The 23,795-nt window shown below is 65.0% G+C and carries 24 protein-coding genes; 5 read left to right on the top strand and 19 right to left on the bottom strand.

What is annotated here, in order from left to right:
• Positions 1 to 25: 25 nt before the first annotated feature.
• Complete coding sequence (locus tag NZL82_RS08555) at positions 26 to 655, top strand: LysE family translocator (RefSeq protein WP_261269331.1); 630 nt, start codon at positions 26 to 28, stop codon at positions 653 to 655.
• Positions 656 to 693: 38 nt separating this feature from the next.
• Here NZL82_RS08555 and NZL82_RS08550 read toward each other — a convergent pair whose 3' ends face one another.
• Positions 694 to 2,022, bottom strand: coding sequence for a sorbosone dehydrogenase family protein (locus tag NZL82_RS08550; RefSeq protein ID WP_261269330.1), 1,329 nt, complete (start codon positions 2,020 to 2,022; stop codon positions 694 to 696).
• 201 nt (positions 2,023 to 2,223) lie between these two features.
• Between NZL82_RS08550 and NZL82_RS08545 the strand changes: the two genes are divergently transcribed.
• Positions 2,224 to 3,072, top strand: a complete 849-nt coding sequence (locus NZL82_RS08545; RefSeq protein WP_261269329.1) for a hypothetical protein — start codon at positions 2,224 to 2,226, stop codon at positions 3,070 to 3,072.
• A 481-nt stretch (positions 3,073 to 3,553) separates the two neighbouring features.
• Here NZL82_RS08545 and NZL82_RS08540 read toward each other — a convergent pair whose 3' ends face one another.
• The 13 genes from NZL82_RS08540 to NZL82_RS08480 form a co-directional block, all read right to left on the bottom strand.
• Positions 3,554 to 3,730, bottom strand: a complete 177-nt coding sequence (locus tag NZL82_RS08540) for a hypothetical protein (protein ID WP_261269328.1) — start codon at positions 3,728 to 3,730, stop codon at positions 3,554 to 3,556.
• A 6-nt stretch (positions 3,731 to 3,736) separates the two neighbouring features.
• Positions 3,737 to 4,642, bottom strand: a complete 906-nt coding sequence (locus tag NZL82_RS08535; RefSeq protein WP_261269327.1) for a hemolysin family protein — start codon at positions 4,640 to 4,642, stop codon at positions 3,737 to 3,739.
• A gap of 9 nt (positions 4,643 to 4,651) precedes the next feature.
• The gene (gene ybeY, locus NZL82_RS08530; RefSeq protein WP_261269326.1) at positions 4,652 to 5,167 is read right to left on the bottom strand and encodes an rRNA maturation RNase YbeY; all 516 of its coding nucleotides are present in this window, start codon (positions 5,165 to 5,167) and stop codon (positions 4,652 to 4,654) included.
• 94 nt (positions 5,168 to 5,261) lie between these two features.
• Positions 5,262 to 6,260 (bottom strand): PhoH family protein, encoded by a 999-nt coding sequence (locus tag NZL82_RS08525; protein WP_261269325.1) that lies wholly within the window; start codon positions 6,258 to 6,260, stop codon positions 5,262 to 5,264.
• A gap of 402 nt (positions 6,261 to 6,662) precedes the next feature.
• Positions 6,663 to 7,985 carry a tRNA (N6-isopentenyl adenosine(37)-C2)-methylthiotransferase MiaB gene (gene miaB / locus NZL82_RS08520; protein ID WP_261269324.1) on the bottom strand — a complete coding sequence of 441 codons (1,323 nt, stop codon included), beginning with the start codon at positions 7,983 to 7,985 and terminating at the stop codon, positions 6,663 to 6,665.
• Between the two features lie 134 nt (positions 7,986 to 8,119).
• Positions 8,120 to 8,515 (bottom strand): hypothetical protein, encoded by a 396-nt coding sequence (locus tag NZL82_RS08515; protein ID WP_261269323.1) that lies wholly within the window; start codon positions 8,513 to 8,515, stop codon positions 8,120 to 8,122.
• Between the two features lie 78 nt (positions 8,516 to 8,593).
• A complete protein-coding gene (locus NZL82_RS08510) occupies positions 8,594 to 9,340 on the bottom strand; it encodes a 1-acyl-sn-glycerol-3-phosphate acyltransferase (RefSeq protein WP_261269322.1) in 747 nt (248 codons plus the stop codon).
• Positions 9,340 to 9,762 (bottom strand): Fur family transcriptional regulator, encoded by a 423-nt coding sequence (locus NZL82_RS08505; RefSeq protein WP_261269321.1) that lies wholly within the window; start codon positions 9,760 to 9,762, stop codon positions 9,340 to 9,342. Before NZL82_RS08505 ends, NZL82_RS08510 begins: the two co-directional genes overlap by 1 nt.
• Positions 9,763 to 9,862: 100 nt before the next feature.
• A complete protein-coding gene (locus NZL82_RS08500) occupies positions 9,863 to 10,333 on the bottom strand; it encodes a GNAT family N-acetyltransferase (RefSeq protein ID WP_261269320.1) in 471 nt (156 codons plus the stop codon).
• Positions 10,333 to 10,971: a tRNA (adenosine(37)-N6)-threonylcarbamoyltransferase complex dimerization subunit type 1 TsaB gene (tsaB, locus tag NZL82_RS08495; RefSeq protein WP_261269319.1), complete on the bottom strand. Its 639-nt coding sequence runs from the start codon at positions 10,969 to 10,971 to the stop codon at positions 10,333 to 10,335. Before tsaB ends, NZL82_RS08500 begins: the two co-directional genes overlap by 1 nt.
• An 8-nt stretch (positions 10,972 to 10,979) precedes the next feature.
• A complete protein-coding gene (locus tag NZL82_RS08490; protein ID WP_261269318.1) occupies positions 10,980 to 11,570 on the bottom strand; it encodes a malonic semialdehyde reductase in 591 nt (196 codons plus the stop codon).
• Positions 11,570 to 12,142, bottom strand: coding sequence for a NifU family protein (locus NZL82_RS08485; RefSeq protein ID WP_261269317.1), 573 nt, complete (start codon positions 12,140 to 12,142; stop codon positions 11,570 to 11,572). Before NZL82_RS08485 ends, NZL82_RS08490 begins: the two co-directional genes overlap by 1 nt.
• A 130-nt stretch (positions 12,143 to 12,272) precedes the next feature.
• The gene (locus NZL82_RS08480) at positions 12,273 to 12,902 is read right to left on the bottom strand and encodes an aspartyl/asparaginyl beta-hydroxylase domain-containing protein (protein WP_261269316.1); all 630 of its coding nucleotides are present in this window, start codon (positions 12,900 to 12,902) and stop codon (positions 12,273 to 12,275) included.
• 359 nt (positions 12,903 to 13,261) lie between these two features.
• On the opposite strand from NZL82_RS08480, the gene NZL82_RS08475 reads away from it, so the two are divergent.
• Positions 13,262 to 16,213 (top strand): pitrilysin family protein, encoded by a 2,952-nt coding sequence (locus tag NZL82_RS08475; RefSeq protein WP_261269315.1) that lies wholly within the window; start codon positions 13,262 to 13,264, stop codon positions 16,211 to 16,213.
• A 245-nt stretch (positions 16,214 to 16,458) separates the two neighbouring features.
• On the top strand, positions 16,459 to 18,300 hold the full coding sequence (typA, locus tag NZL82_RS08470) for a translational GTPase TypA (RefSeq protein WP_261269314.1): 1,842 nt from the start codon (positions 16,459 to 16,461) through the stop codon (positions 18,298 to 18,300).
• A 1,066-nt stretch (positions 18,301 to 19,366) separates the two neighbouring features.
• Here typA and NZL82_RS08465 read toward each other — a convergent pair.
• From NZL82_RS08465 to NZL82_RS08445, 5 genes are all read right to left on the bottom strand, one after another.
• Positions 19,367 to 20,254 (bottom strand): TIGR00730 family Rossman fold protein, encoded by an 888-nt coding sequence (locus NZL82_RS08465; RefSeq protein WP_261269313.1) that lies wholly within the window; start codon positions 20,252 to 20,254, stop codon positions 19,367 to 19,369.
• A 33-nt stretch (positions 20,255 to 20,287) separates the two neighbouring features.
• Positions 20,288 to 20,950 (bottom strand): extensin family protein, encoded by a 663-nt coding sequence (locus NZL82_RS08460; RefSeq protein ID WP_261269312.1) that lies wholly within the window; start codon positions 20,948 to 20,950, stop codon positions 20,288 to 20,290.
• Between the two features lie 42 nt (positions 20,951 to 20,992).
• Positions 20,993 to 21,214, bottom strand: coding sequence for a helix-turn-helix transcriptional regulator (locus NZL82_RS08455; RefSeq protein ID WP_261269311.1), 222 nt, complete (start codon positions 21,212 to 21,214; stop codon positions 20,993 to 20,995).
• Positions 21,214 to 21,720 carry a DUF2975 domain-containing protein gene (locus NZL82_RS08450; RefSeq protein WP_261269310.1) on the bottom strand — a complete coding sequence of 169 codons (507 nt, stop codon included), beginning with the start codon at positions 21,718 to 21,720 and terminating at the stop codon, positions 21,214 to 21,216. The genes NZL82_RS08455 and NZL82_RS08450 overlap by 1 nt, the downstream gene beginning before the upstream one ends.
• Positions 21,721 to 21,820: 100 nt before the next feature.
• Positions 21,821 to 22,483: a DUF4328 domain-containing protein gene (locus NZL82_RS08445; protein WP_261269309.1), complete on the bottom strand. Its 663-nt coding sequence runs from the start codon at positions 22,481 to 22,483 to the stop codon at positions 21,821 to 21,823.
• Between the two features lie 143 nt (positions 22,484 to 22,626).
• Here NZL82_RS08445 and NZL82_RS08440 point away from each other — a divergent pair, with 143 nt between their 5' ends.
• Positions 22,627 to 23,781: a phosphoserine transaminase gene (locus tag NZL82_RS08440; protein WP_261269308.1), complete on the top strand. Its 1,155-nt coding sequence runs from the start codon at positions 22,627 to 22,629 to the stop codon at positions 23,779 to 23,781.
• The last annotated feature ends 14 nt before the right edge of the window (positions 23,782 to 23,795 follow it).

Here is a 23,795-nt window from a genome sequence, read left to right as displayed (position 1 = left end):
CCCGTCGATTCGATAAGGGGGGAATATGGCACTTCACACATGGTGGCTCTTCGTCGGGGCGGTGTTTCTGCTGTCGGGGACGCCCGGTCCCAATATGCTGCACGTCATGACCCGGTCGGTCGATATGGGGTTCCGGCGCAGCATGGCCGCCATGGCCGGATGCCTGAGTGCGGTGGTGATCGTCCTTGCCGCGTCCGCCGCCGGTCTGACGACATTGCTGCTGGCGCTACCCGGCGCGTTCGAGGTGATCCGCTATGCGGGCGTCGCCTATCTGCTGTTCCTGGGGGTGAAGGCCTGGCGGGCGGATGTCGCGCCTGTCGATGTCGGTGACGGATCGATCGCGCCCGGCCTCTCGCACTTCGCCGTCCTTCGTGGCGGTTTCCTGATCGGGATCAGCAATCCCAAGCTGATCCTGTTCGCGGTCGCCTTCCTGCCGCAGTTCGTCAATCCCGCCAAAGCCCAGATGCCGCAATTCGCGATCCTGGTCGGCACCTTCGCGGTGATCGAGGCCTTTTGGTACGCCGTCTATGCGCTCGGCGGTCATTCGCTGTCGCGCTATCTGAACAAGCCGACGGTGAAGCGGGCGTTCAACCGCATGACGGGCGCGATCTTCGTGGGTTTCGGTCTGGCTCTTCTGAAGGTCAAGCCGGCCTGACCCGGTGAAAAGGGGGGGGCAGGGCCGCCCCCCCCCAATTACCGTGCCGCGCTGACCTTCCACACGACATTGCCGACATCGTCCGCGACCAGCAGGCCGCCGGTCTTGTCGACGATCACGCCGACCGGCCGGCCCTGCGCCTCGCCCTTGGCGTTGAGGAAGCCGCCGACCACCTCGACCGGCTTGGCATTGGCCACGGGGAAGTTGTTCGCACCGAACGGCACGAATACCACCTTGTAGCCCGAGGCAGGCTTGCGGTTCCACGAGCCATGCTCGCCGATGAACGCACCCTTGGCGAACCGGTCGCCCAGCCTGGCGCCCTTCGAGAAGGTCAGGCCCAGCGCCGCGACATGCGGTCCCAGCGCATAATCGGGGCGCTTCACATATTGCTGAAGCGGGGGATTGGAAGGCTCGACCCGCGTGTCGGGATAGCCGCCCCAATAGTACCAGGGCCAGCCGAAGTGATCGCCGAACTCGACCTGGGTCAGATAGTCGGGCGCCAGATCCGAGCCTAGCATGTCCCGCTCGTTGACGACGGTCCACAAGCGGTCGTTGCCGGGATTGATCGCCATGCCGGTCGGGTTGCGGAGACCCGCCGCATAGATGCGCCAATTCTTGTCCTTGGGCCAGACCTGCAGGATGGCGGCGCGGTATTTCTCCGCGTCCATGCCGTTCTCGGCGACATTGCTCGATGAGCCGACCGAGACGAACAGCGTCCGCCCATCGCCCGATGCGATGACGTTGCGCGCCCAGTGATTGCCCGCCGGATTGAGCGGTACGACCTTTTCGGGGCTCACGGAAATCTTCGTCTCGCCGTCGCGATAGGGGACACGGACCAGAGCATCGGTATCGGCGACGTATAGTTGCCCGTCGAACAACACCATGCCGAACGGCGAATTGAGCCCGGTCATGAACGGCGTCTTCAGGTCCGCGACCCCGTCGCCATTGGTGTCGCGCAGCAGGGTGATCCGGTTGGCCGACGGCACCGCCGCGCCCGCCCGACCGAGGAAGAAGTTCATCACCCGTTGCACGATCCCGGCATTGGGGCGCGGCGGCGAGTTGGTCTCGGCCACCAGCAAATCGCCATTGGGCAGCTCGTACAGCCAGCGCGGATGATCGAGTCCGGTGGCGAAGGACCGGATGGTCAGCCCCTGCGCCACCGTCGGCTTCGCCCCGTTCGCCCAGCCCACCGGCTTGGCGATGTTGACGGTCGGGATGACCTGCTCACGCGGAGCCTGGATCGTCGGCTGGCGGCCCGCGACCTGATCGACGCTCAACCGTGCGGTATCGGGCCAGGCGAGCCAGGCGAAGACGGCCACGCCGACCAGGATGAGGATGCCGAGCAGGATCAGGACATGTTTGCGCATGGGACGAAACTAGGCCTTGGCGCGAGCGGGGGGAAGCGTGAACGCCATGCACGCCGCGTTTTTTTGCGCGATGAATAGCCGTTCATGTTTCTGTCAGATTGGATCGGCAAAGATCTTAGGATAAGCGGCGTTATCGCGAGTAAAACTTAAATATTTCGAGGTGTTCTGGAAAATCATCGATCCGTAAGGTGATTCGGAAAGATGGAGCAGGGACCGGATATTTCAGGGGGTAAGCGCATGTTTAGATCGTTCACGCTGGTGGTAACGCTGATTTTGATGTCTGGTGCATCGATTGTTCACGCTCAGCACGCGGCCGGGCAGGAGGTCGTCGTCGAGGGAGAACGTCTGCCGGATGAAAAAGCCCCCCCTCCCCCAGGGATTAAGAAGCAGGGTAATACTTTGGCTGTCGCCCAAGTCGATGACCAGTCCAAGATTTTCCAACGTTGTGTCAAGTTCACGCCTACTGATACCCTGCGCCAAGTGGTCGATGGGCGACCCAATAGTCCACAGCATGAATATTCGTTGGATCGATTCATTCGTATAAATGTGGCCTGTTACCCCGGTGCGCAGCAGCCGCCGCCCGAATCGCCCGGCTACTCTTATTGCCGGGCTGTTATAGGGAATGATCGTCTGCCGATTTGCCGCAGCTATTATGATCGCGGAGCCATCATCGAGGGCGCCGTGGCGCATTTCGCACCCGATGCGACTCTTACGATGGCAGAGGTAGCGGACAAGGAGGTTCAAAAGAGACTGGACGCAAGGGAGGCCACACGGTTGGCCCTGGCGCTCCCTGCCGACAAGGCGCGAATGCAGATTGCCGAATGCCTCGTTATGAGCCAGCCGGAACAAGTGACCAAGATGTTCCAGGCTCGCGATACACCAGCGCTGCAGGTTCAGTATGTTTACCGGATTATGGATCGCGGAAAAGTCTGCCTGGGAGGTATCAAGTCAGCTAGGGTCGAGCCCCTCTATTTCCGCTATGTCCTGACCGAGGCATTCTATCGCTGGGTGGTAGCGGCGCGCAATGTAGATACGCTGATTCCCGCCTGACGAATGAATTTCGGCCGCCGGTGCCACGGGGAGCGCACCGGCGGCCTTCGAAAGCGCAAGCGTCAGGGAGATTGTCTCACGCCTTCGATCTCGCAACTTGGTCGATCGCTTGATACCCTTCCCTCATAATAGGCCGGCTGAGATCGCGATAACGTATTACTGCACCTACAGTGATCGACTGCGTAACTTGCCGGGCCGCGTGCCCACGATAGAGTGGTTTCGCCATATGGAGTCGATCCAGCCCGCTACCATAGCCGTCCATCTCGACCTGCTGGCTGACAAAATCCGGGCTGGTATAAAAGTTCTGGCTTGGCTGACTCGTACTTAGATGAACGCGAGTTACACCCGCCTCGGCAGTGCCTCTATCTGAGCTTCGGTGAGTATACGGCCGAAGCCCTGGTGATGCAGGTCTCCTGCCACCAAGCCCACCTGGATAGATGGGCAACCATTGCATCCTGCCCAGCAGCAAAGCCGCTGCACGTTACTCGGCCGTCCCGCTCGATAACCTGAAACCGCCATTGCCCTGCGTGACGTTCGCAAAATCGATGAAATCGTTGCGCTTGGCGTCGGCAAAGAAGTCGGGGCTATTGCCGTCGAAAAGCGAAAAGCATGCATGCCGGTCTGCCGTCTCGTGAGCACGGACGAACAGGTCGGACATTGCCGGTCACTCAACTTCGGCCGCCATCCCCGGATGCAGCCTCAGACGGTGAATGCGGCGCTCGTCCGCCTCGGTCACCTCGATCCGCCAGCCGCTGGGATGGTCGATGCAGGTGCCGACCTCGGGCACCTGGCCTGCCAGCACGGCGGTCAGGCCGCCTAGCGTGTCGACATCGTCCTCGGCCTCTTCCAGCGCCGGATCGACCGCGCGGCCGACTTCCTCCAGGCTGACGCGGGCATCAGCGTCCCAGGCGCCGCCGTCGAGCGGTACGAGCAGCGCCTGCGGCGCGTCGTCATGCTCGTCCTCAATCTCTCCGACGATCTCCTCGATCAGATCCTCGATCGTGACCAGGCCCTCAGTGCCTGAATATTCGTCGAGCACCACCGCCAGATGGACCCGCTTCTGCCGCATATCGGCCAGCAGATCGAGCGCACCGCGCGACATCGGCACATAGAGCGGATCGCGGATCAGCCCGTCGATGCTCGCGGGATGCTCGGCGCCGGTCGCCAGGATGTTGAACACATCCTTGATGTGAACCATGCCGATGATCTGGTCGAGCGTCTCGCGATAGACGGGCAGGCGGCTATGCCCCGCCTCGGCGAAGATCTGGACGAGGTGGTCGAAGGTCGTCCGCTCCTCGATCGCGGTGATGTCGGCACGGGGGACGCCCACATCGCCGGCATCGCGCTCACCGAAATGGAGCAGGTTGCGCACCATCTGCCGTTCCAGCGGGGTCAGATCGCCCTTGGCATCGGGGCCGGGATCGCCTTCATGCCGGTCGATCGCATCTTCCAACTGGTCGCGAAGCGATTCTTCCTGATCGCCGCCGAAGATCAGGGTCTTGAGACCCTGCCAGATACTGTTCTCGTTGGAGTCACCGTTGCCGGTGCTGCTACTGGGGCCGTCGGCCATCGGGGGGTGTCAGTCCTCGCGTACTAGATAGGGGTCGTCGATGCCGAGGCTGGACAGCGCGTCGCGTTCGATCGCCTCCATCGCCTCTGCCTCGTCATCGTTCATATGGTCATAGCCTAGCAGATGCAGCACGCCATGCACCAGAAGATGAGTCGCGTGCGTTTCGGGTGAAATGCCACGCTCCTCGGCTTCCGCAACGCAGACGCCGTACGCCAGCACGATGTCGCCCAGCAGCACCTCGCCATCGTCCGAATTCTGCGTGACCGTCTCGATCAGGTCGGGCTGGACCATCGGGAAGGACAGGACGTTGGTCGGCTTGTCCTTCTGCCGATACTGGCGATTCAGCGAATGGACCTCGTCATCGCTGGTCAGACGGACCGAAATCTCGATGATCGCGGGCGTGGTCAGCAAGGGGCCATGCGGCGTCCGCTCGATCGCGGCGCGGGCGGCGCGGGTGGCGAGTGCGGTCCACTGGTCCTCGTCGCCGGACCAGGGCTCTTCATGGATCAGCGCAATCTCGATCATCGGGGCCTTTCAGGGGGCGGCGGGGGCGGTCGGACGGTAAATCGCCGCCCCCTATCAACAGTTCCGGCGTTACGCCAACGAAAGGACGAGGCCGTTAGGCGTTCGGCCCTTCATAGGCATCGACGATCCGCCCGACGATGGGATGGCGCACCACGTCGGCGGCGGTGAAGCGGCTCATCGCGATCCCCTCCACGCCCTCCAGGCGCCGCACCGCATCCGCCAGCCCCGAGGCCGCGACGCCGCCGGGCAAGTCGACCTGGTTGGGATCGCCGCAGATCACCATCCGGCTGTTCTGGCCGAAGCGGGTCAGGAACATCTTCATCTGCGCAGGGGTGGTATTCTGCGCCTCGTCGAGGATGACGAAGGCATCGGCCAGCGTCCGGCCGCGCATGAAGGCGATGGGCGCGATCTCGATCTCGCCGCTGGCGATCCGCCGCTCCACCTGCTCGGCGGGCAGGCAGTCGTAGAGCGCGTCGTAGAGCGGACGGAGATAGGGATCGACCTTCTCCTTCATGTCGCCGGGCAGAAAGCCCAGCCGCTCGCCCGCCTCGACCGCCGGGCGCGACAGGATCAGCCGCTGGACGGAGCCGGTGATGAGCTGCGCCACCGCCTGCGCGACCGCGACATAGGTCTTGCCGGTGCCCGCCGGGCCGAGCGCGAAGATCATGTCGTTGGACACGAGCTGCTTCATATAATGCGCCTGGGCGGGCGTGCGCGGGACGATCGTCTTCTTGCGCGTGCGGATCATGATCGGCGGGGCGGACGTCCGCTCGGCGCTGAGGATGCCGTCGAGCGTCGGCTCGGACGCCATCGCGATCGAGGCGTCGACCAAGCCGGTATCCACCTCTTCGCCGCGCTGGATACGGGCATAAAGGTCGTTCAGCACGTCGCGGGCCAAGCCCACCTGTTCGGCGGTCCCCTCCAGCCCGACCCGGTTGCCCCGCGCGGTGATGTAGACGCCCAATCGATTTTCCAATGCGACCAGATTGCGGTCATATTGGCCGAACAGCTGCGCCAGCACTTGCGGCTTGTCGAAGCTGAGTTCCGCCCGGCTACGTTCACCGGCCTGGGCGGGGAGGGGCTTGCGGCTCATGCGGTCCTTTCACCGTCTGTTGTCCTACCAAGATGGGATGGCGGGGCACGGAACGCCAGCGAAATTGCATGACATAGGTGTGACGGCGGGACGGTTTTTCGCGCAGAGGCGCGGAGGACACAGAGAAGAAGGGCGCTCCCTCGCGATCGGCAGACCCTCTTCTTCCTCCGCGCTCTCTGCGCCTCTGCGCGATCAGGAAGATTGGGTTCGCGCGGAGACGCGGAGGCGCGGAGAGTGCGCATCCAGCCGCGATCTTCGCCTGTTAGCCATTCGCCGTGGAAAAGGTCTTCCGGTCGCGAGGGCAGAGTGAGGCATCAGCGGGCGAGACATCTCCGCGCCTCCGCGCGAACAATCATCTTGGGCTTCGACTTCGCTCAGCCCGAACGGAGGTAGGGGGACGGCTTACGCCGCCGCCTTGACCTTGGCCTGTCCGGTTAGGGAGTTCGGGCCCGCCGCGACCAGTTCGACCTCGACCAGATCGCCGATCTGATGGTCGCCGATCAGGTGGACCGACTGCAGCCAGGGCGACTTGCCCAGCATCTGGCCGGGCAGCTTGCCGCGCCGTTCGATCAGGACGGTGCAGGTGCGGCCGACCGAATTCGCATTGAAGGCGTGCTGGTCGCGGTTGAGCGAGGCCTGAAGCCGCTGAAGCCGGTCGTCCATGACTTCGGCGGGCACTTGATCGGCCATGGTCGCGGCGGGCGTGCCGGGTCGGGGCGAATATTTGAAGCTGAACGCCTGGGCATGGCCCATCGCATCGACCAGGCTGAGCGTGTCGGCGAATTCGGCCTCGGTCTCGCCGGGGAAGCCGACGATGAAATCGCCGGACAGCGCAATGTCGGGCCGCGCCGCGCGCACGCGGTCGATCACCCGCATATAGCTGTCGCGCGTATGCTGGCGGTTCATCGCCTTCAGGATGCGGTCGCTGCCCGACTGGACCGGCAGGTGGAGGAAGGGCATCAGGCTCTCGACGTCGCGATGCGCGTCGATCAGCCCCTGCGTCATGTCATTGGGATGGCTGGTCGTGTAGCGGATGCGGTGCAGCCCCGGAATCCGGTCCATCTCGCGGATCAGGCCGTGCAGGCCGCGATCGTCGGCGTCGTTCCAGGCATTGACGTTCTGGCCCAGCAGCGTGATCTCGCGCGCACCCGCATCGACCAGCGCGCGCGCCTCCTCCATGATCGCCGAATAGGAGCGGCTGACCTCCGCCCCGCGCGTATAGGGCACCACGCAATAGGTGCAGAATTTGTCGCATCCTTCCTGCACGGTCAGGAAGGCGGATGGGCCGACCTTGCGGCGGCCGGGCAAATGGACGAATTTCGACTCGACCGGCATGTCGGTGTCGAGCGCGGCCTCGCCCGCCGCCGCCTTGGCGACCAGTTCGGGCAGATTGTGATAGGCTTGCGGGCCGACCACCACGTCCACCTTGGCGCGACGAACGATTTCCGCCCCCTCGGCCTGTGCGACGCAACCGGCCACCGCGATCATCGGCTTGCGGCCCTGTTCGCCCGCATCCTTTCGCAGGCGGCCAATGTCCGAATAGACTTTCTCGGTCGCCTTTTCACGGATGTGGCAGGTATTCAGCACCACCAGATCGGCGGCGGCGGCATCGTCGGTCGCGGACAGGCCCTGCGCGGCCATCAACTCGGCCATGCGCTCGCCGTCATAGACGTTCATCTGGCAGCCGAAGGACTTGACGTGAAAGGTCTTGGGGGATGCGGGCATGACGCGCCCCTTATCGCAAATCACACGCCCTCGCCAGCGTCGGCTGTCGCCCCACGCCATCGCTCCGGCGAAGCTCTGGGCCTCCGGCGACCGGCCAGTTCGTCAGAGATCCCCGCATTCGCCGGGATGACGGATCACGGGGAGGCGGGCAGGCAGACGCGGGTTTCGTCCGCCATGTCGCTGCTCTGGCGATAGAGATCGGTAAAGGCCGAATAGGCCGCGTCGCGCGTCGCGGTGGATCTGGTCGCGCCATAGCGGGTGATGGTCACCGCTTCCGCATCGCTGACCACCGGGCCGCTGGCCCCCTTGGTCAGGACGCGGACTAGGGCCGTGTGGGTCGGTTCGTTATGGCTGGCATACCAGCCATTATGTGCCGCGACCGCCTTGGCGAAGGTCGCCCATTGGCCGGGCTTGATCTTGCTGTGGCGGATCGTCGCGGGTTGCGTGCCGCCCGGACAGGGATTGCCCGTCTGTGCAACGGCCGCGGTCGCGGCGAACAGGCTGGCGGCAACGACGATCGTCTTGAACATGGTCCACCCCCCGAAGGAATGACCTGATCCTATCGCGGCATCCTATTCGTGGCGACGGTCAAATTCAGGGGAGCGATGTCAGGACGCGGCGATCCGCGCCCGCGCCTCGGCTGCCATGGCCTTGCGATCGGGAAAGTCGGCGGGATCGAACGGATCGAGATAGTGGAGCGTCACCCTGAACCGCCCCGCCCGGCGCAGCACGCGCTTGGCATGGGCATCGCCTGGGTCGGTGCCGAGCCACGCCAGATCGCCCGACGCGGCGCCATAGTCGATCCTGACCGGTTGCACCCGGATGCCGGGGATCGGAGGAACCAGCGCGGCGAACAATGCGGGCTTGAAGGGCAGGAGGCTAAGGTCGTCCCCTGTCGTGCCTTCAGGAAAGATCGCCAGCGGCTGTCCCTCGGCCAGTGCCGCGCGGATCGTCGCCACCTGATCGCTGACGCCCAGCCGGTCGCCGCGCTCGACGAACAGGGTGCGGTTCAGCCCCGCCAGCCAGCCGATCAGTGGCAGCGCCGCCACTTCCGCCTTCGCGACGAAGCGCGCGCCCGCCGTACCGGCGAGCAGGAGGATGTCGAACCAGCTGAGATGGTTGGCCACGATCACCGCATCGCGGGTCAGCGGGCGGCCGACGATCCGAATATCCGCGCCCAGAATGATCGCCACCCGCCGCAGGAACCGGCGCGGCCATGGCGAGCGGTGCCCGACCGCGCGCCATATTCCGTGCAATGTCAGTGCGATCAGCAGCGCGCCGATAATGCACGAAAGGCGACCCGCTGCACGCAGGCCGCCTTTGCTGTCGACTTCGGACGAGGCGATCGCCGCCATCATCCCTTGCGGTCGAGGCTGACGCCGTAAAGCTCCATCCGGTGATCGACCAGGCGAAAGCCCAGCTTCTCCGCGATCGCCTTTTGCAGCAGCTCCAGTTCCGGGTCGACGAACTCGATCACCCGGCCCGTCTCGACATCGATCAGATGGTCGTGATGCGCCTCGGGCGAGGGTTCGTAGCGCGCACGGCCGTCGCCGAAATCGTGACGGTCGAGGATGCCCGCCTCTTCGAACAGGCGGACGGTGCGATAGACGGTCGCGATCGAGATGCCTGGATCGATCTTGGCGGCGCGCTCATAGACCTTTTCCACATCGGGATGGTCCTCCGCCTCCGACAGGACGCGGGCGATCACGCGGCGCTGTTCGGTGATGCGCAGTCCCTTTTGTGCGCACAGCGCTTCGAGATCGATTTTGCGGGCCATGGTAACGTTCAACTCCGGGTGTTCGTCCCCCTATGTACGCGCAAAGGCTTGTTGCGAAAAGGGGATAGCGACTCGCAATAACCCGGAAACTGTAATCGGGTCAGCCGATGGCGCGGGTATAGGTATGGGCGTCATAGTGCCGCCCGTCTGCGCCCTTGTAATAATTGCGCCGTTCCCCGCACTTGGCAAAGCCGTGCGCGGTGTAGAACAGCACGGCGGGATTGTTCGCGCGGACCTCCAGATGCAGGGTGACGACCCCGCGCGCGGCGCAGTCGGCGACGACCATCTCGACCAGGGCGCTGGCGATTCCGTTGCGGCGATAATCGGGTGCGACCCCGAGCAGCAGCAACTCCGCCTCGTCCATCACCGACCGGGTCAATGCGAAACCGGCCGCCTCGCCGCCCGCCTCCGCGATCAGCAGATGGATGCCCGGCATCGTCATCACGCCCAGCAATTGCGCGCGGGTCCAGGCCTCTCCCCAGATCGGGTCGAAGGCGGCGGCCATGACCTGTTCGATCACCCCGGCATCGCGCGCATCGCCGTCGCGCAGTGTCAGGCTGATGCTTGCCATCAGGCGGCAAGGCCGGGCGGAGTGATCCCGCCGGGCAGCTTGGCGTCGGGCGCACGGCCATAGACGGGGCGGGGGGGCAGATCGATCAGCGAATCGGGCAAACGCCACGCCTCCGCCGCATCGGGCAACATCTCTGTCACTCGCAGATCGGGTTGCAATGCCGTCAGCCAGCGAACGCCGTTGCCGACGGCGGCCCGCCCATCGAGCGACGCCAGCGCCGCATCGGGCTTCATCGACGCGAAGGGGGTGAGGGGCGTCAGGTCGCGCGCAAAGGCCTGCACGAACACCTCGCCATGTCCACCTTCCAGCACGACCGAGACGCCATCGTCGTCGGCGGTCGCGAAGAAGGCCGCCGCGACCAGCGCCAGCGAATGATAGCCCGATGCTTTGACGCCCCATCCCAGCGCCAACCCGCGCGCAGCGGCAATGCCGACGCGAATGCCGGTGAAGCTGCCCGGCCCGCAATCGACCAATATGCGTTCCGCCCGCCCGCCGTCCGGCAGGCCGGCGATCATCGGCACCAGCTTTTCGGCATGGCCGCGCCCGACCACGTCATGCGCGCGGGCGATCACCCGCGCGCCGTCCAGAAGGGCGACCGAGCAGGCGGCGGTGGCGGTGTCGATGACCAGCGTGAGCAAGATGGGGATCAGACGATGCGGTTGGCTTGTTCGAACGCCAGGCGCGGATTGCGCGGGTGCAGGGTCTCACGGTCGCCATAGCCCAGGGTGGCGATGAAGTTGGACCGCACGCCCGGCTGATCGGCGAAGAACGCCTTGTCCACCGCGCCCTGATCGAAGCCCGACATGGCGCCGGTGTCCAGCCCCAGCGCGCGCGCGGCCAGGATCAGATAGGTGCCCTGAAGCGAGCTGTTGCGAAAGGCCGAGGCCTCGCGCAACTCGGTATTGCCGTCGAACCAGCTCTTGGCATCGACATGCGGGAAAAGCTGCGGCAGGTTTTCGTGGAAATTCACGTCCATGCCGATGACCACGGCGGCGGGGGCGGCGCGGATCTTGTCCGGATTGCTGCCGGTGGCGCAATCGGCCAGCCTGTCCTTCGCCTCCTGGCTCAGGCACCAGACCATCCGTGCGGGGCTCTGGTTGGTCGAAGTCGGGGGCATCTTCATCAGATCCCAGAGCGCCCGGATCTCGTCCTCGCCAACCGGCTTGTCGAGATAATGGTTGAAGGTCCGGCCCTCACGGAACAGCCGGTCCAGGCTGGCGTCGTCGATCGGATTCATCAGACGGCTCTCACTTCGGTGACTTCGGGGACATAATGGCGCAGCAACTGCTCGATGCCATTCTTCAACGTCGCAGTCGAGGAGGGGCAGCCGGCGCACGCGCCCTGCATCTTGAGGAAGACCTTGCCCTTGTCGAAGCCGCGATAGACGATGTCGCCACCGTCATTCGCCACTGCGGGCCGAACGCGCGTGTCGATCAGTTCGCGAATCTGCGCGACGATGTCGGCATCCTCGGGATCGTCGGCAAACGCCTCTTCCTCGCCCGGCACCGCGAAATCGGCCGCGCCCTGTTTGAACAGCGGCATCTGCGCCGAGAAATGATCGAGCAGGATACCCAATACATCGGGCTTCACATCCGACCATTCGGTGCCCGGTGCGATCGTCACCGAGACGAAGTCGCGGCCGAAGAACACGCCCGTCACATCGCCCAGGTTGAAGATCGCCTCGGCCAGCGGGCTGGCGGCGGCTTCCTCGGGCGAGGCGAAGTCGCGGGTGCCGCTGTCCATCACCTTGCGGCCGGGCAGGAATTTCAGCGTCGCCGGGTTGGGCGTGAGTTCGGTCTCGATCAGCATGGCCCTCATGTGGCGCGGGCGGCGGCGGGGATCAAGCGCGGGCGCGGAAAGGATGCGTTTCCCGGCCGCAACCTGTGCCTTTGCGGGGATGGCCGCAGGCGCTCAAATCCCTCTCGGCATGATGCCTCGCCTAGATCCGCCCGCGCAACAGCCGCAGCACCGTGCCCGCCACCCACTGCCCCGGCCGCTTGAGCGGGCGGGCGAAGCGGATGCGCAGGACGATTCGCTGCCCGCCGGCCTCGTTCCAGATTTCATGATCGAAGCTGTCGTCGAAGATCAGCGTCTCGCCCTCGGCCCAGCGAAGGATGCGATCGCGAATGCGAATCCGCGCCCCGCCGTCGCGCGGCACGGCCAGCCCGAGGTGACAGGTGATCAGCCCCTTGGTCGCCCCGCGCCGTGCGCCCAGATGCGCTCCGGGCGTCAGCGTGGCGAAGGCCGCGTCGTACAGGCCAGGAATCGCGCCAAGGCTGGCGGCGGTATGCGGACATCGCCCCAGATGCTCTTCCACCGCTTCGCCATGCTGCCAGAGCGGGATCAGGGCGAAGGACGAAATCGCCAACGCTTCCCGGGCGATCGCCGCCCACTCGCGACGCAGCGCGGCGGTCCAGGTGAAATCGCGAACGTCGAGCACCGGATCGTTGGACGCCAGCGACTGGGTGGCGATCAGCGGGTCGAACAGGCGGGTGAATCGGTGGAGCAGGGAGCTATGGCCTGTGTCGGCGGCGGGAATCTGCGAGGCGGCGGGCGGGGGAACCAGCATCGCCACCTGTCCGTCTCGCCTCGAATCGCTCCGGACAGCCATGGGGGCAGGCGATGGCACGCTATGATCCGGCTTGACCGATTCCGGCCATATTGTGTCCGACGCCCGCCGCCGGGCACCGGCATTCATCGACTTGGTCATCACGCTTTGCACATCCCCGGCCCGTCTCCCGCGTCCGGGCATTTGGCGGCCCTTGTCACGCTGGATCGGTGATCTCGGCCTAGTCGCATAGTGCGCCCAAATGATGGCGCTCGGTCCGGCGGCGCGGCGCGATCAAGGCGATTTGGGGCGATTTAGGGGCGACTGGCGAAGCGGCGGGTCGCAGGGTAAGAGGGGGGATGGCGTTTCCGTCCCGCGCAATGCGCTGTCTTGCCCTGCCGGTCCTTCTCGGGCTGGCGCTTCCTGTCATCGGCCAGGCCTCCGGGGGGACGCCCCCCCAGACCAACAGGCCGGACGACCGATCGGTCCCGCAGGGGATGCCGGTCCCCGCCACCGTGGCGACCGCGCCGCAGGAGGCGGTCCGCGATCCGCTCGCCCCGCTGCCGCCAATTCCGGGCGTGGACCAAAGCGCATGGCTCTACAAAGACTCCGATCTGCCGCAGGACAAGGCGTGGAAGTTCGGTACCTTGCCCAATGGTCTTCGCTATGCCGTCCGGCGCAACGGCGTGCCGCCGGGGCAGGTGGCGGTTCGCGTACGGATCGATGCCGGGTCGCTCAACGAACGCGATTCGGAGCGCGGCTTTGCCCATCTGATCGAGCATCTGTCCTTTCGCGGATCGCAGCATGTGCCCGATGGCGAGGCCAAACGCATCTGGCAGCGGCTGGGCGCGACCTTCGGCTCGGACTCCAACGCGTCCACCACGCCGACCCAGACCGTCTATCAGCTCGACCTGCCCGGCGCGACCGAGCAGGGGCTGGACGAAAGCCTGAAGATTCTGGCGGGCATGATGGCCGCTCCGTCGCTGACGGCGGAAGCGCTCAATGCCGAACGCCCGGTGGTCCTCGCGGAACGGCGCGAACAGCCGGGGCCGCAGGTCCGCTATTCGGACAAGCTGCGCGAAACCTTCTTCGCCGGGCAGCCACTGGCCGAGCGTTCCCCGATCGGTCAGCTCAAGACGTTGGAGGCCGCGACGCCCGATACGGTGCGCGCCTTTCACGACCGCTGGTATCGCCCCGAAAATACCGTGGTGATCATTTCGGGCGATCTCGATCCGCTGCTGTTCGCGCGTCTGGTCGCCAAGAATTTCGGGGCGTGGCAAGGCGTCGGCCCCAAGCCGCCCGCGCCCGATTTTGGCAGCCCCAGGGCGGATGCGCCGGTGGCGGGTGCGTTGGTCGAACCGGCCATGCCGCCGGTCGTCGCGATGGCGGTGCTGCGCCCTTGGCATTATCAGGACGATACGGCGATCTTCAACCAGAAGCGGATGGTCGACATGGTCGCCGCCCGGCTGATCAGCCGTCGCCTGGAAAACCGTGCGCGGGCGGGGGGCAGCTTCCTGCAATCCAGCGTCGCGCTCGACGATGTTTCGCGCTCGGCCAATGTCACCACGGTCAATGTCGTCCCGATCGGCGACAATTGGGAGGCCGCGCTGAAGGACGTGCGCGCGGTCATCGCCTCCGCCATGGCGAGTAAGCCGACACAAGGCGAGATCGATCGCGAACTGGCCGATTACGACGCGATCCTGCGCACCCAGGTCGAAACCGCGCGGGTGGAGGCCGGGGCGAAGCAGGCCGACGACATGGTCGGCGCGCTCGACATTCGCGAAACCGTGACCGCGCCCGAGACGAGCTATCAGATCCTGCGTCAGGCGATCGACAAGAAGATGTTCACGCCGGACACGATCCTCGCCTCCACCCGCAGGATATTCCAGGGCACCGCGACCCGCGCGCTGGTCAATACCCGCACGGCGGAGCCCGATGCGGTCGCGCGCCTGACCACCGCGCTGAAGGCCGATGTCCGCCCGCTGGCCGAGCATCGCCGTCGCCAGGGGGAGGTGACCTTCGCGCAGCTTCCCCGGCTGGGCCCGCCGGGCAAGGTCGTCTCGCGTGAAAAGATCGCCGAACTGGGGCTGGAAAAGGTCACCTTCGCCAATGGCACCCGGTTGCTGCTGCTCGCCAATGACGGCGAGACTGCGCGCGTCTATCTGCGGGTGCGGTTCGGGCGTGGCTATGATGCCTTGCCCGCCGACCGGGAGAGCGCGGCCTGGGCGGCGGACCTTGCCCTGGTTGCGGGCGGCATCGGCAAGTTCGACCAGGGCGATCTGGACCGGCTGACCGCCGGGCGTCGCATGGGGATGGACTTCGACATCGACGACGATGCCTTTGCCTTCAACGCACTGAGTGCCCCCAGCGACTATGCCGACAATCTGCGGCTGATGGCGGCCAAGCTGGTCGCGCCGCGCTGGGACCCCGCGCCGATCAATCGTGCCAAGGCGGCGATGCTCGCGGGCTATGACGGGTTCGATTCCTCGCCGGACGGGGTGCTGGGCCATGATCTGGAGCGGCTGTTGCGCGACGGCGACCCGCGTTGGGGCACGCCCCCGCGCGAGGCGATCCAGGCGACCACACCCGAATCCTTCAAGGCGCTCTGGGCGCCGCTGCTCGCCAGCGGACCGATCGAAGTCTCGATCTTCGGCGACGTGAAGGCGGACGAGGCGATCGCGGCGGTGGCGAACAGCTTTGGTGCGGTCCCGGCGCGGCCCACGGCGACGGGCCCGGTGCCGCCGGTTCGCTTCCCCGCCCATGTCGCGACCCCGGTCGTGCGGACGCATACCGGCCCCGCCGACCAGGCGGCGGCGGTGATCGTCTGGCCGACCGGCGGCGGATCGGCGGACGACCGCGTCCGCAACCGTCTGGACGTGCTGGCGCAGGTCTTTTCGGACCGGCTGATGGACCAACTCCGCTCCAAGGCGGGGGCAAGCTATAGTCCGCAGGTCGCCAGCCAATGGCCCGTCGGGCTTCCCGGCGGCGGGCGGATGATCGCGATCGGCATGGTCGCGCCCGACAAGGTCGATTTCTTCCTGACGACCGCCCGTGCCATCGCCGCCGATCTGGCCGCCCATCCGATCGGCGCGGACGAGTTGCAACGGATCAAGCGGCCCATGGCGCAACGCCTGGCGCGCATGGCGTCGGGCAATCAGTTCTGGATGCAGCGCCTGGCGGGGGCGGCCTATGACCCGCAACGCGTCGAGGCGACCCAGCGTCTGGCGCAGGATTTCGTTTCGATCGGGCCCGCCGATATTCAGGCGGTGGCGGCCAAATATCTGCGGCCGGACACCGACTGGACGCTGAAGGTGGTGCCAAGGGCCAAGTAATCTCCTCCCCTGGAAGGGGAGGTGGCAGCCCGAAGGGCTGACGGAGGGGTGTCACCGCTAACGGGGTTACCCCTCCACCGGCTTCGCTGGTCCCCCTTCCCTTGCGGGAGAGGAACAAGGGATTGGCTCGCACGTTTTTTGCGCCAACCAGCTTTGTGCGCCGCAATATCCGCGCCGCCCTTTCGCTTTGCCCCGCTTTCGGCTATGGGCCGCGGCGACATACCCTCCGAACAAGAGAAATTTGCATGAGCCTCCGCAACGTGGCGATCATCGCGCACGTCGACCATGGCAAGACGACCCTGGTCGATCAGCTGTTCCGCCAGTCGGGCACCTTTCGCGACAACCAGCGCGTCGAAGAGCGCGCGATGGACTCCAACGACCTGGAAAAGGAGCGCGGGATCACGATTCTCGCCAAGCCGACCTCGGTCGACTGGACTCCGCCGGGCAGCGACGAGTCGATCCGCATCAACATCGTCGACACCCCCGGCCACGCCGACTTCGGCGGCGAGGTGGAGCGCATCCTGTCGATGGTCGACGGCGTCGTCCTCTTGGTCGACTCGTCGGAAGGCGCGATGCCGCAGACGAAGTTCGTGACCGGCAAGGCGCTGGCGCTCGGCCTTAAGCCGATCGTCGTCGTCAACAAGGTCGACCGCGCCGACGCGCGTATCCAGGAAGTGCTGGACGAAGTGTTCGACCTGTTCGTCTCGCTCGACGCGAATGACGAGCAGCTGGACTTCCCCGTCCTCTACGCCTCGGGTCGCAACGGCTATGCCTCGACCGACATGGACGCGCGCGAAGGCACGCTGATCCCGATGTTCGAGACGATCGTGAACCACGTCCCCGCCCCGAAGGTGGAAGTCGAGGACGTGCCCTTCACTTTCCTGGTGACGCTGCTCGACCGCGACAACTTCCTCGGTCGCATCCTGACCGGCCGCGTCAATTCGGGCACGGTCAAGCTGAACCAGGCGATCCACGCGCTCGACGCCGAGGGCAATGTGATCGAAACGGGCCGCGCGTCGAAGATCCTGTCGTTCCGCGGCCTGGACCGCGTGCCGGTGGACGAAGCCAAGGCGGGCGACATCATCTCGCTGGCCGGTCTGGCCGTCGCCACCGTGGCGAACACCATCGCCGACACCAGCGTGTCCGAGCCGCTTCAGGCGCAGCCGATCGATCCGCCGACGCTGTCGATGCGCTTCGCGGTCAACGACTCGCCGATGGCAGGCCGTGAGGGCACCAAGGTCACCAGCCGCATGATCCGCGACCGCCTGATGCGCGAAGCGGAATCGAACGTCGCGGTGAAGGTCACCGAGAGCGACGATCGTGACAGCTTCGAGGTTGCCGGTCGCGGCGAACTCCAGCTGGGCGTTCTGATCGAGACGATGCGCCGCGAAGGCTTCGAGCTGGGCATCAGCCGCCCGCGCGTGCTGTTCGGCGAGGACGAGGACGGCAAGAAGACCGAGCCGTACGAAACCGTCATCATCGACGTGGACGAGGAATATTCGGGCACGGTCGTCGAGAAGATGAACCTGCGCAAGGCCGAGATGACCGACATGCGTCCCTCGGGCGGCGGCAAGACCCGCATCACCTTCTCCGCGCCGTCGCGCGGCATGATCGGTTATCACGGCGAGTTCCTGTCGGACACGCGCGGCACCGGCATCATGAACCGCCTGTTCGAGAAGTACGGCCCCCACAAGGGCAAGATCGAGGGCCGCAAGAACGGCGTCCTGATCTCGAACGGCGCGGGCGAAGCGCAGGGCTATGCCCTGGGTCCGCTCGAAGAGCGCGGCATCCTGTTCGTCGGCCATGGCGAAGCGCTGTACGAAGGCATGATCATCGGCGAGAACGCCAAGACGGATGACCTCGAGGTCAACCCGATGAAGGCGAAGCAGCTGACCAACTTCCGCGCGTCGGGCGGCAAGGATGATGCCATCCGCCTGACCCCGCCGAAGAAGATGACGCTGGAACAGGCCATCGCCTATATCGACGACGATGAAATGGTCGAAGTGACCCCGAAGTCGATCCGTCTGCGCAAGCGCTTCCTCGATCCCAACGAGCGCAAGCGCGCCGCGCGGTCGAAGGCGGCGTAATCAGGCTAGCCTATCGGAAAGGGGCCGGGCGGAAACGTCCGGCCCTTTTTCTTTGGGGTGCGTCCGTGGCCTTCGATGTCACTCAGGCGGAAGCTGACGCGGGTACCGTTACCACCGCAACCGGTATCGCCATCAGTGAAACGGGATGCTCCGGTTGGTCGCGACGGGGGTTTCTCCGCTGCCGACCATCGTGTTAGTATCAAATAATAGGGGCAGGGGGCGAGGGAGAGGGATGCTGTTTGCGACTATGGTTTTGGCTCTCGCGACGGCAACGGCGGGAAGCTTTACTCCTGTCGAGGCACTCAACGTTAATGACTGGTTGAATTCGAACAACTACTTGGCCCGATCTCTTGCCCTCGAAGAACAGGGGCTCGTTCAAGCTGACATCTACGTCGACGAGCTTGGTAAGCAGAGGGCGTGCTACATTGTTGTGAGCAGCGGTTCTGACCTTTTGGACAGTCAAACGTGCGCAGCAGCGATGCAGAAGGGGAAGTTTGTGGCGGCACGATCTTCGGACGGACGCTCCATGCCAGGCATCTACAGCTTCCGAGCCCAATGGCGTCTGCAGGAGCGCCGCTCCTCTCCTCTCCCCCCTGACGTCACCCTTGAAGTTGCCCGCCTCCCGAACGGACTAAGGTCGGCCGGCGTACGCCTGCGTTACATTGTGGATGAAGCAGGCAAGATCGTTCAATGCGAAGTGGACATTACTAGCGGGGTGCCATCGCTTGACGCTGCAGCGTGCCGTGCGATGCCTGGGCGTTATACATTTGCTCCAGCGCGTGACCCAAATGGGGTCGCTCACAGGGTTGTGCGAACGCAGAGTGTAGGATTCGAAATACCGAAATAAGAAAGCCGTGAATTGCAGATCCCGGCGATGTGCGATGTGGACAGGGCGTGCAGGTAAACTGTCATGAGCATTTCGTCGTGAGGAGTGGCTCCTTCGCCGCTTGATATCTACTTTTGGACGAAAGCCGTCGCCTCGCCGCATGTTCACTGACATATCCAAAAACAAAGCCCGCCTCCGATGGGAGACGGGCTTTGCAAACGCCTTAACCGACGGAGCGAATTACCCCCGCTCGTCTTCCTTGCGGGCGCGTTCCTCATAGAAGTTGCGCACGACGTCCCACGCTTCCTCGGCGGTTTCGACATAGGTGAAGATGCCCAGGTCGCGCTCGGACACCACGCCCTCCTCGACCAGCGCCTCGAAATTGACGACGCGCTCCCAAAAGGCCCGGCCGAACAGCAGCACGGGAATAGGTTGGATCTTGCCGGTCTGGATCAGCGTCAGCAGCTCGAACAGCTCGTCGAACGTCCCGAACCCGCCCGGAAAGGCCGCCAGCGCGCGCGCGTGGAGCAGGAAGTGCATCTTGCGCAGCGCAAAATAGTGGAACTGGAGCGACAGCGACGGCGTGACGTAAGGGTTGGGCGCCTGCTCGTGCGGCAGGACGATGTTCAGGCCCACCGACTCGGCGCCGACGTCATGCGCGCCACGATTGGCCGCCTCCATGATCGACGGGCCCCCGCCCGAGCAGACCACGAATTGCCGCATGCCACGGTCGTCGCGCGGCAGGCGGCTGGTGATCTGCGCCAGCTCGCGTGCGATGTCGTAATATTTGCTCTTGGCGACGAGATTCTCGGCGATCTTGCGCGACTTGTCGTCATGCGCCAGATCGAGCATCGCCTTGGCCTTGGCGGGCTCCGGAATGCGCGCCGAGCCATAGAAGACGAAGGTCGAGGCGATCTTGGCCTCTTCGAGTAGCAGCTGCGCCTTCAGCAATTCCAGCTGGAAACGAACGGGGCGAAGGTCTTCGCGCAGCAGGAAATCCATATCCTGAAAGGCCAGCGTATAGGCCGGGCTTTCGGTCTGGGGCGTCGAGACGATCGTCTTGGCGCTTTCGGCGTCCTGGCTGGCATTGGGGAAGACGCGGTTCGGTACTTGGGTCTTATCGGTCATTTTGGGTGATGTAGGGTATCGACCCGGCGTGCGCTACCGGCAAAAATGCGCCTTGTCGTCTTCCAGATGCAGGTGGTTACGGTGGGCGGCATTGTAATCGGGACTCAACACCGTGCCGAAGCGCCGACAGGCCGAGGCGCGGATGGTGGTCCAGAATTGCCGAATCTGCGGATCGGTCGAATACCAGTCGTTCAGCAGCGTGATCCGCCGCCCGTTCTTCAATACGAAGCCGCCGACATCCACCGCATTGGCCAGCGCATGGCCCGAACGCCGGTCGCCGATCCGGGTGGATCCGACGATGTTGCGACAGGCATAGGTGCCCATGCCTTCCACCTTGACGAGCGGCGAGCCCAGGATCTGCCAGGCGGCGGGCGCGACGGCGTTGCGCACCCATCCGGCAAAGGCGCGGGCATTGCCGCATCGCATCGCCGTGACGCCGGTCACAGGCACGCCGATATCGGTCAGCTGTACCGCGCCGTACAAGCCGCAGCCGGGACCCAGCTCCTTGTCGGGCAGGCGGCGATAATCGACCCCTTCGCGCCGAAGGTCGGCCTCGCACTGTGCGCTTTCACGGATCGGCGGGCGATAGGGTTCTGGGCGCGTGGCCTGCTGAACGGGCCGGTCGGGACGGCCGCAGGCAGATAGGAGCACAGCCCCCAGAATCGGAATGACGAGAAACAGGGGGACGCGAACCATATGCCCCCTTGTTCCTCGCCGCTTCGCTTTTGTCAGCCCCGATCAGCCATGCGGAGGCGTGTCTGCGACATGTTCCAATATGTCGCCCGGCTGGCAGCCGAGCGCGGTGCAGATCGCATCCAGCGTGGTGAAGCGGATCGCCCGCGCCTTGCCGGTCTTCAGGATCGACAGATTGGCGAGCGTCAGGTCGACCCGCTCTGCCAGCTCGGTCAGCGACATACGCCGGTCGAGCAGCAGCCGGTCGAGATTGATGCGGATCGCCATCAGATCGTGCCCTCGGCATCCTCGCGCAGGCGCACGCCCTCGCGAAAGATTTGCGCCAGCACCAGGGTCAGCAGGACCGCGAACACTCCGTCCACACCCATCGGCTTGACCATGCCCTGCGACTCGAAGGGCAGAATAGGGGGCAGGATGATTTGCAGCAGATAGGCGACCGCGATGGTCCCCGCGATCCAGTTGAGCCGCTTGACGTTGGCGAGGGTAAAGGGCGCGCCTGCCGCCGTGCTACGCAACATCTGGATCAGCGGCAGCAGCGCGGCCCAGGCGAGGCCCAAGACCATCAGCATGACCGCCAGCGCAGCGGCGACCACGGCGGGGGTCTTAGTGTCGAGCGCCTGCGCATTGACATGCACCGCCCCCAGCGCCCCCGGCGAAATCGCATCTACGATCAGCACGCCGACCGACGCCAGGATGACGGCCGTGACAAACGCCAGAATGGCGAGCAGCGCGGCGTACAGCAAGGTGCTGATGTGACTGGCGAAGCGTGTCATGCCGAATGGTCCTCCTTGTCATATTAGTATTGTTATTCAATAAGGAGGTATTGATTATCAATCAAGAGCAATATCGAAAATCGATATGTACTGCGCGTGTTCATCGCTGCGCGGGCGGCGTGCCTCCCGCCACGGCGGCACGCTCTGCGGCGGCGATCCGCTGGCTTTGCAGCGTTGAGATGTCGGTCAGCAATTGACAGGTCAGCACCGCCAGCGGCACGTCGATCGCAATTCGTGCCACATTCGCGCCTGACATCGAAATCCATTGGTCGGAAGTCTCCGACGCCGCGAGGAAGAGTACCGTCATGTTGCCGTAGATCGCCGCTGCGATCCATAAGCCCCACCACAGCTTCAACCAGATCGGAACGGAGACCCAAGCGGGAGCCTCTGGAGCAATGGTGACGCCGCGCGTTTCCCGAATCCCCTCGAACGGTTTCCAGAGGGCTGCGATCGGCATGAAAAACCATCCGACATTCCAGCCCGGGCTGATCGTCATCGCCGAGTTCCACTGTTGGGCGTTGCGATTGACGATATAGACCCAGCGAAAGAAGACGAGATGGTAGAACAGGGTGAGCAGGGCAAACAGATCAAGGGTCGATACTTGCCCCTCGATCACCCGATCCACGGCTTCCGGTGTGATGGCCGCGCTATGTAGAACGCTGATCCGCCACAGATATAATGTCGTCTGGCCCAAGCTGCCGAGCAGCCAAAGACAGGTCAGCGCGAGTGTCCATCGGGTCGAACGGTCCGGGTCCTTGAGCACTCGAAATTCCCCCATCGGTCGTTACTCGGACGCAATATTGCGCCATCGCGATTGTGGTTGTCATCTTCGATCGACATCGCTAGGGCCGTCGACGGGCCACGCGGTCCCAACGCCGCGCGTGCTCTCTGTGAGGAGAGTCTTAAATGACTGATACGATTGCCGCTGACGCCACTCTTGCGCCCGCGAAGCCCGCCACAAAACCGGCGCGCCCTTATTTCTCCAGCGGTCCCTGCGCCAAGCCTCCCGGTTGGGAAGCGGCCAAGTTCGCGACGGACAGCCTCGGCCGTTCGCATCGCTCGAAGCTGGGCAAGCAGCGGCTGCAATATTGCATCGACCTGATGCGCGAGCTGCTCAAGCTCCCCGACACCCACCGCATCGGCATCGTCCCCGGCTCCGACACCGGCGCGTTCGAGATGGCGATGTGGACCATGCTGGGCGCGCGCCCCGTCACCACCCTGGCCTGGGAAAGCTTCGGCGAGGGTTGGGTGACCGACGCGGTCAAGCAGTTGAAGCTCGATCCCACCGTCCTGCGCGCCGATTACGGCCAGATCGCCGATCTGAACGCGGTCGACTGGTCGAACGACGTGCTCTTCACTTGGAACGGCACCACTTCGGGCGTGCGCGTGCCCAATGGCGACTGGATCGCCGACGACCGCGAGGGCCTGTCCTTCGCCGACGCGACCAGCGCGGTGTTCGCCTATGACCTGCCCTGGGACAAGATCGATGTCGCGACCTTCTCGTGGCAGAAGGTGCTGGGCGGCGAGGGCGCGCACGGCGTCCTGATCCTGGGCCCCCGCGCGGTCGAGCGCCTCGAAACCTACACCCCCGCCTGGCCGCTGCCCAAGGTGTTCCGCCTGGTGTCGAAGGGCAAGCTGACCGAGGGCGTGTTCAAGGGCGAGACGATCAACACGCCGTCGATGCTGGCCGTCGAAGACGCGATCTTCGCGCTCGAATGGGGCAAGGCGCTGGGCGGCGCGGAGGCGCTGGTCAAGCGTTCGGACACCAATGCGGCGGCGTTGAACAAGATCGTCGAAGAGCGCGACTGGCTGGGCCATCTCGCGGCCGATCCGGCGATCCGCTCGACCACCAGCGTCTGCCTGACGGTCGAGGGCGCGGACGAGGCGGTCATCAAGAAGATGGCCGCGCTGCTGGAGGCCGAAGGGGCCGCCTATGACGTGGCGGGTTACCGCGACGCGCCCGCGGGCCTGCGTATCTGGTGCGGCGCCACGGTCGAGACCGCCGATATCGAGGCGCTCGGCCCCTGGCTCGACTGGGCCTACGCCACCGCCAAGGCCTGACCTTCTAAAGCCCT

It is taken from the genome of Sphingomonas sp. LC-1, from assembly GCF_025371035.1.
In the GTDB taxonomy this organism is placed as follows: Bacteria; Pseudomonadota; Alphaproteobacteria; order Sphingomonadales; family Sphingomonadaceae; genus Sphingomonas; species Sphingomonas sanguinis_E.
The sequence above is the reverse complement of the archived record's forward strand: the minus strand, read 5'-3'. Positions and strand labels throughout refer to the sequence as shown.

What these genes read in the sequence shown, in the direction of transcription:
- NZL82_RS08555 (WP_261269331.1), top strand. Translation starts at nt 26, where the DNA reads ATGGCACTTCACACATGGTGGCTCTTCGTCGGGGCGGTGTTTCTGCTG.
- NZL82_RS08550 (WP_261269330.1), bottom strand. Translation starts at nt 2,022, where the DNA reads ATGCGCAAACATGTCCTGATCCTGCTCGGCATCCTCATCCTGGTCGGC.
- NZL82_RS08545 (WP_261269329.1), top strand. Translation starts at nt 2,224, where the DNA reads ATGGAGCAGGGACCGGATATTTCAGGGGGTAAGCGCATGTTTAGATCG.
- NZL82_RS08540 (WP_261269328.1), bottom strand. Translation starts at nt 3,730, where the DNA reads ATGTCCGACCTGTTCGTCCGTGCTCACGAGACGGCAGACCGGCATGCA.
- NZL82_RS08535 (WP_261269327.1), bottom strand. Translation starts at nt 4,642, where the DNA reads ATGGCCGACGGCCCCAGTAGCAGCACCGGCAACGGTGACTCCAACGAG.
- ybeY (WP_261269326.1), bottom strand. Translation starts at nt 5,167, where the DNA reads ATGATCGAGATTGCGCTGATCCATGAAGAGCCCTGGTCCGGCGACGAG.
- NZL82_RS08525 (WP_261269325.1), bottom strand. Translation starts at nt 6,260, where the DNA reads ATGAGCCGCAAGCCCCTCCCCGCCCAGGCCGGTGAACGTAGCCGGGCG.
- miaB (WP_261269324.1), bottom strand. Translation starts at nt 7,985, where the DNA reads ATGCCCGCATCCCCCAAGACCTTTCACGTCAAGTCCTTCGGCTGCCAG.
- NZL82_RS08515 (WP_261269323.1), bottom strand. Translation starts at nt 8,515, where the DNA reads ATGTTCAAGACGATCGTCGTTGCCGCCAGCCTGTTCGCCGCGACCGCG.
- NZL82_RS08510 (WP_261269322.1), bottom strand. Translation starts at nt 9,340, where the DNA reads ATGGCGGCGATCGCCTCGTCCGAAGTCGACAGCAAAGGCGGCCTGCGT.
- NZL82_RS08505 (WP_261269321.1), bottom strand. Translation starts at nt 9,762, where the DNA reads ATGGCCCGCAAAATCGATCTCGAAGCGCTGTGCGCACAAAAGGGACTG.
- NZL82_RS08500 (WP_261269320.1), bottom strand. Translation starts at nt 10,333, where the DNA reads ATGGCAAGCATCAGCCTGACACTGCGCGACGGCGATGCGCGCGATGCC.
- NZL82_RS08490 (WP_261269318.1), bottom strand. Translation starts at nt 11,570, where the DNA reads ATGAATCCGATCGACGACGCCAGCCTGGACCGGCTGTTCCGTGAGGGC.
- NZL82_RS08485 (WP_261269317.1), bottom strand. Translation starts at nt 12,142, where the DNA reads ATGCTGATCGAGACCGAACTCACGCCCAACCCGGCGACGCTGAAATTC.
- NZL82_RS08480 (WP_261269316.1), bottom strand. Translation starts at nt 12,902, where the DNA reads ATGCTGGTTCCCCCGCCCGCCGCCTCGCAGATTCCCGCCGCCGACACA.
- NZL82_RS08475 (WP_261269315.1), top strand. Translation starts at nt 13,262, where the DNA reads ATGCGCTGTCTTGCCCTGCCGGTCCTTCTCGGGCTGGCGCTTCCTGTC.
- typA (WP_261269314.1), top strand. Translation starts at nt 16,459, where the DNA reads ATGAGCCTCCGCAACGTGGCGATCATCGCGCACGTCGACCATGGCAAG.
- NZL82_RS08465 (WP_261269313.1), bottom strand. Translation starts at nt 20,254, where the DNA reads ATGACCGATAAGACCCAAGTACCGAACCGCGTCTTCCCCAATGCCAGC.
- NZL82_RS08460 (WP_261269312.1), bottom strand. Translation starts at nt 20,950, where the DNA reads ATGGTTCGCGTCCCCCTGTTTCTCGTCATTCCGATTCTGGGGGCTGTG.
- NZL82_RS08455 (WP_261269311.1), bottom strand. Translation starts at nt 21,214, where the DNA reads ATGGCGATCCGCATCAATCTCGACCGGCTGCTGCTCGACCGGCGTATG.
- NZL82_RS08450 (WP_261269310.1), bottom strand. Translation starts at nt 21,720, where the DNA reads ATGACACGCTTCGCCAGTCACATCAGCACCTTGCTGTACGCCGCGCTG.
- NZL82_RS08440 (WP_261269308.1), top strand. Translation starts at nt 22,627, where the DNA reads ATGACTGATACGATTGCCGCTGACGCCACTCTTGCGCCCGCGAAGCCC.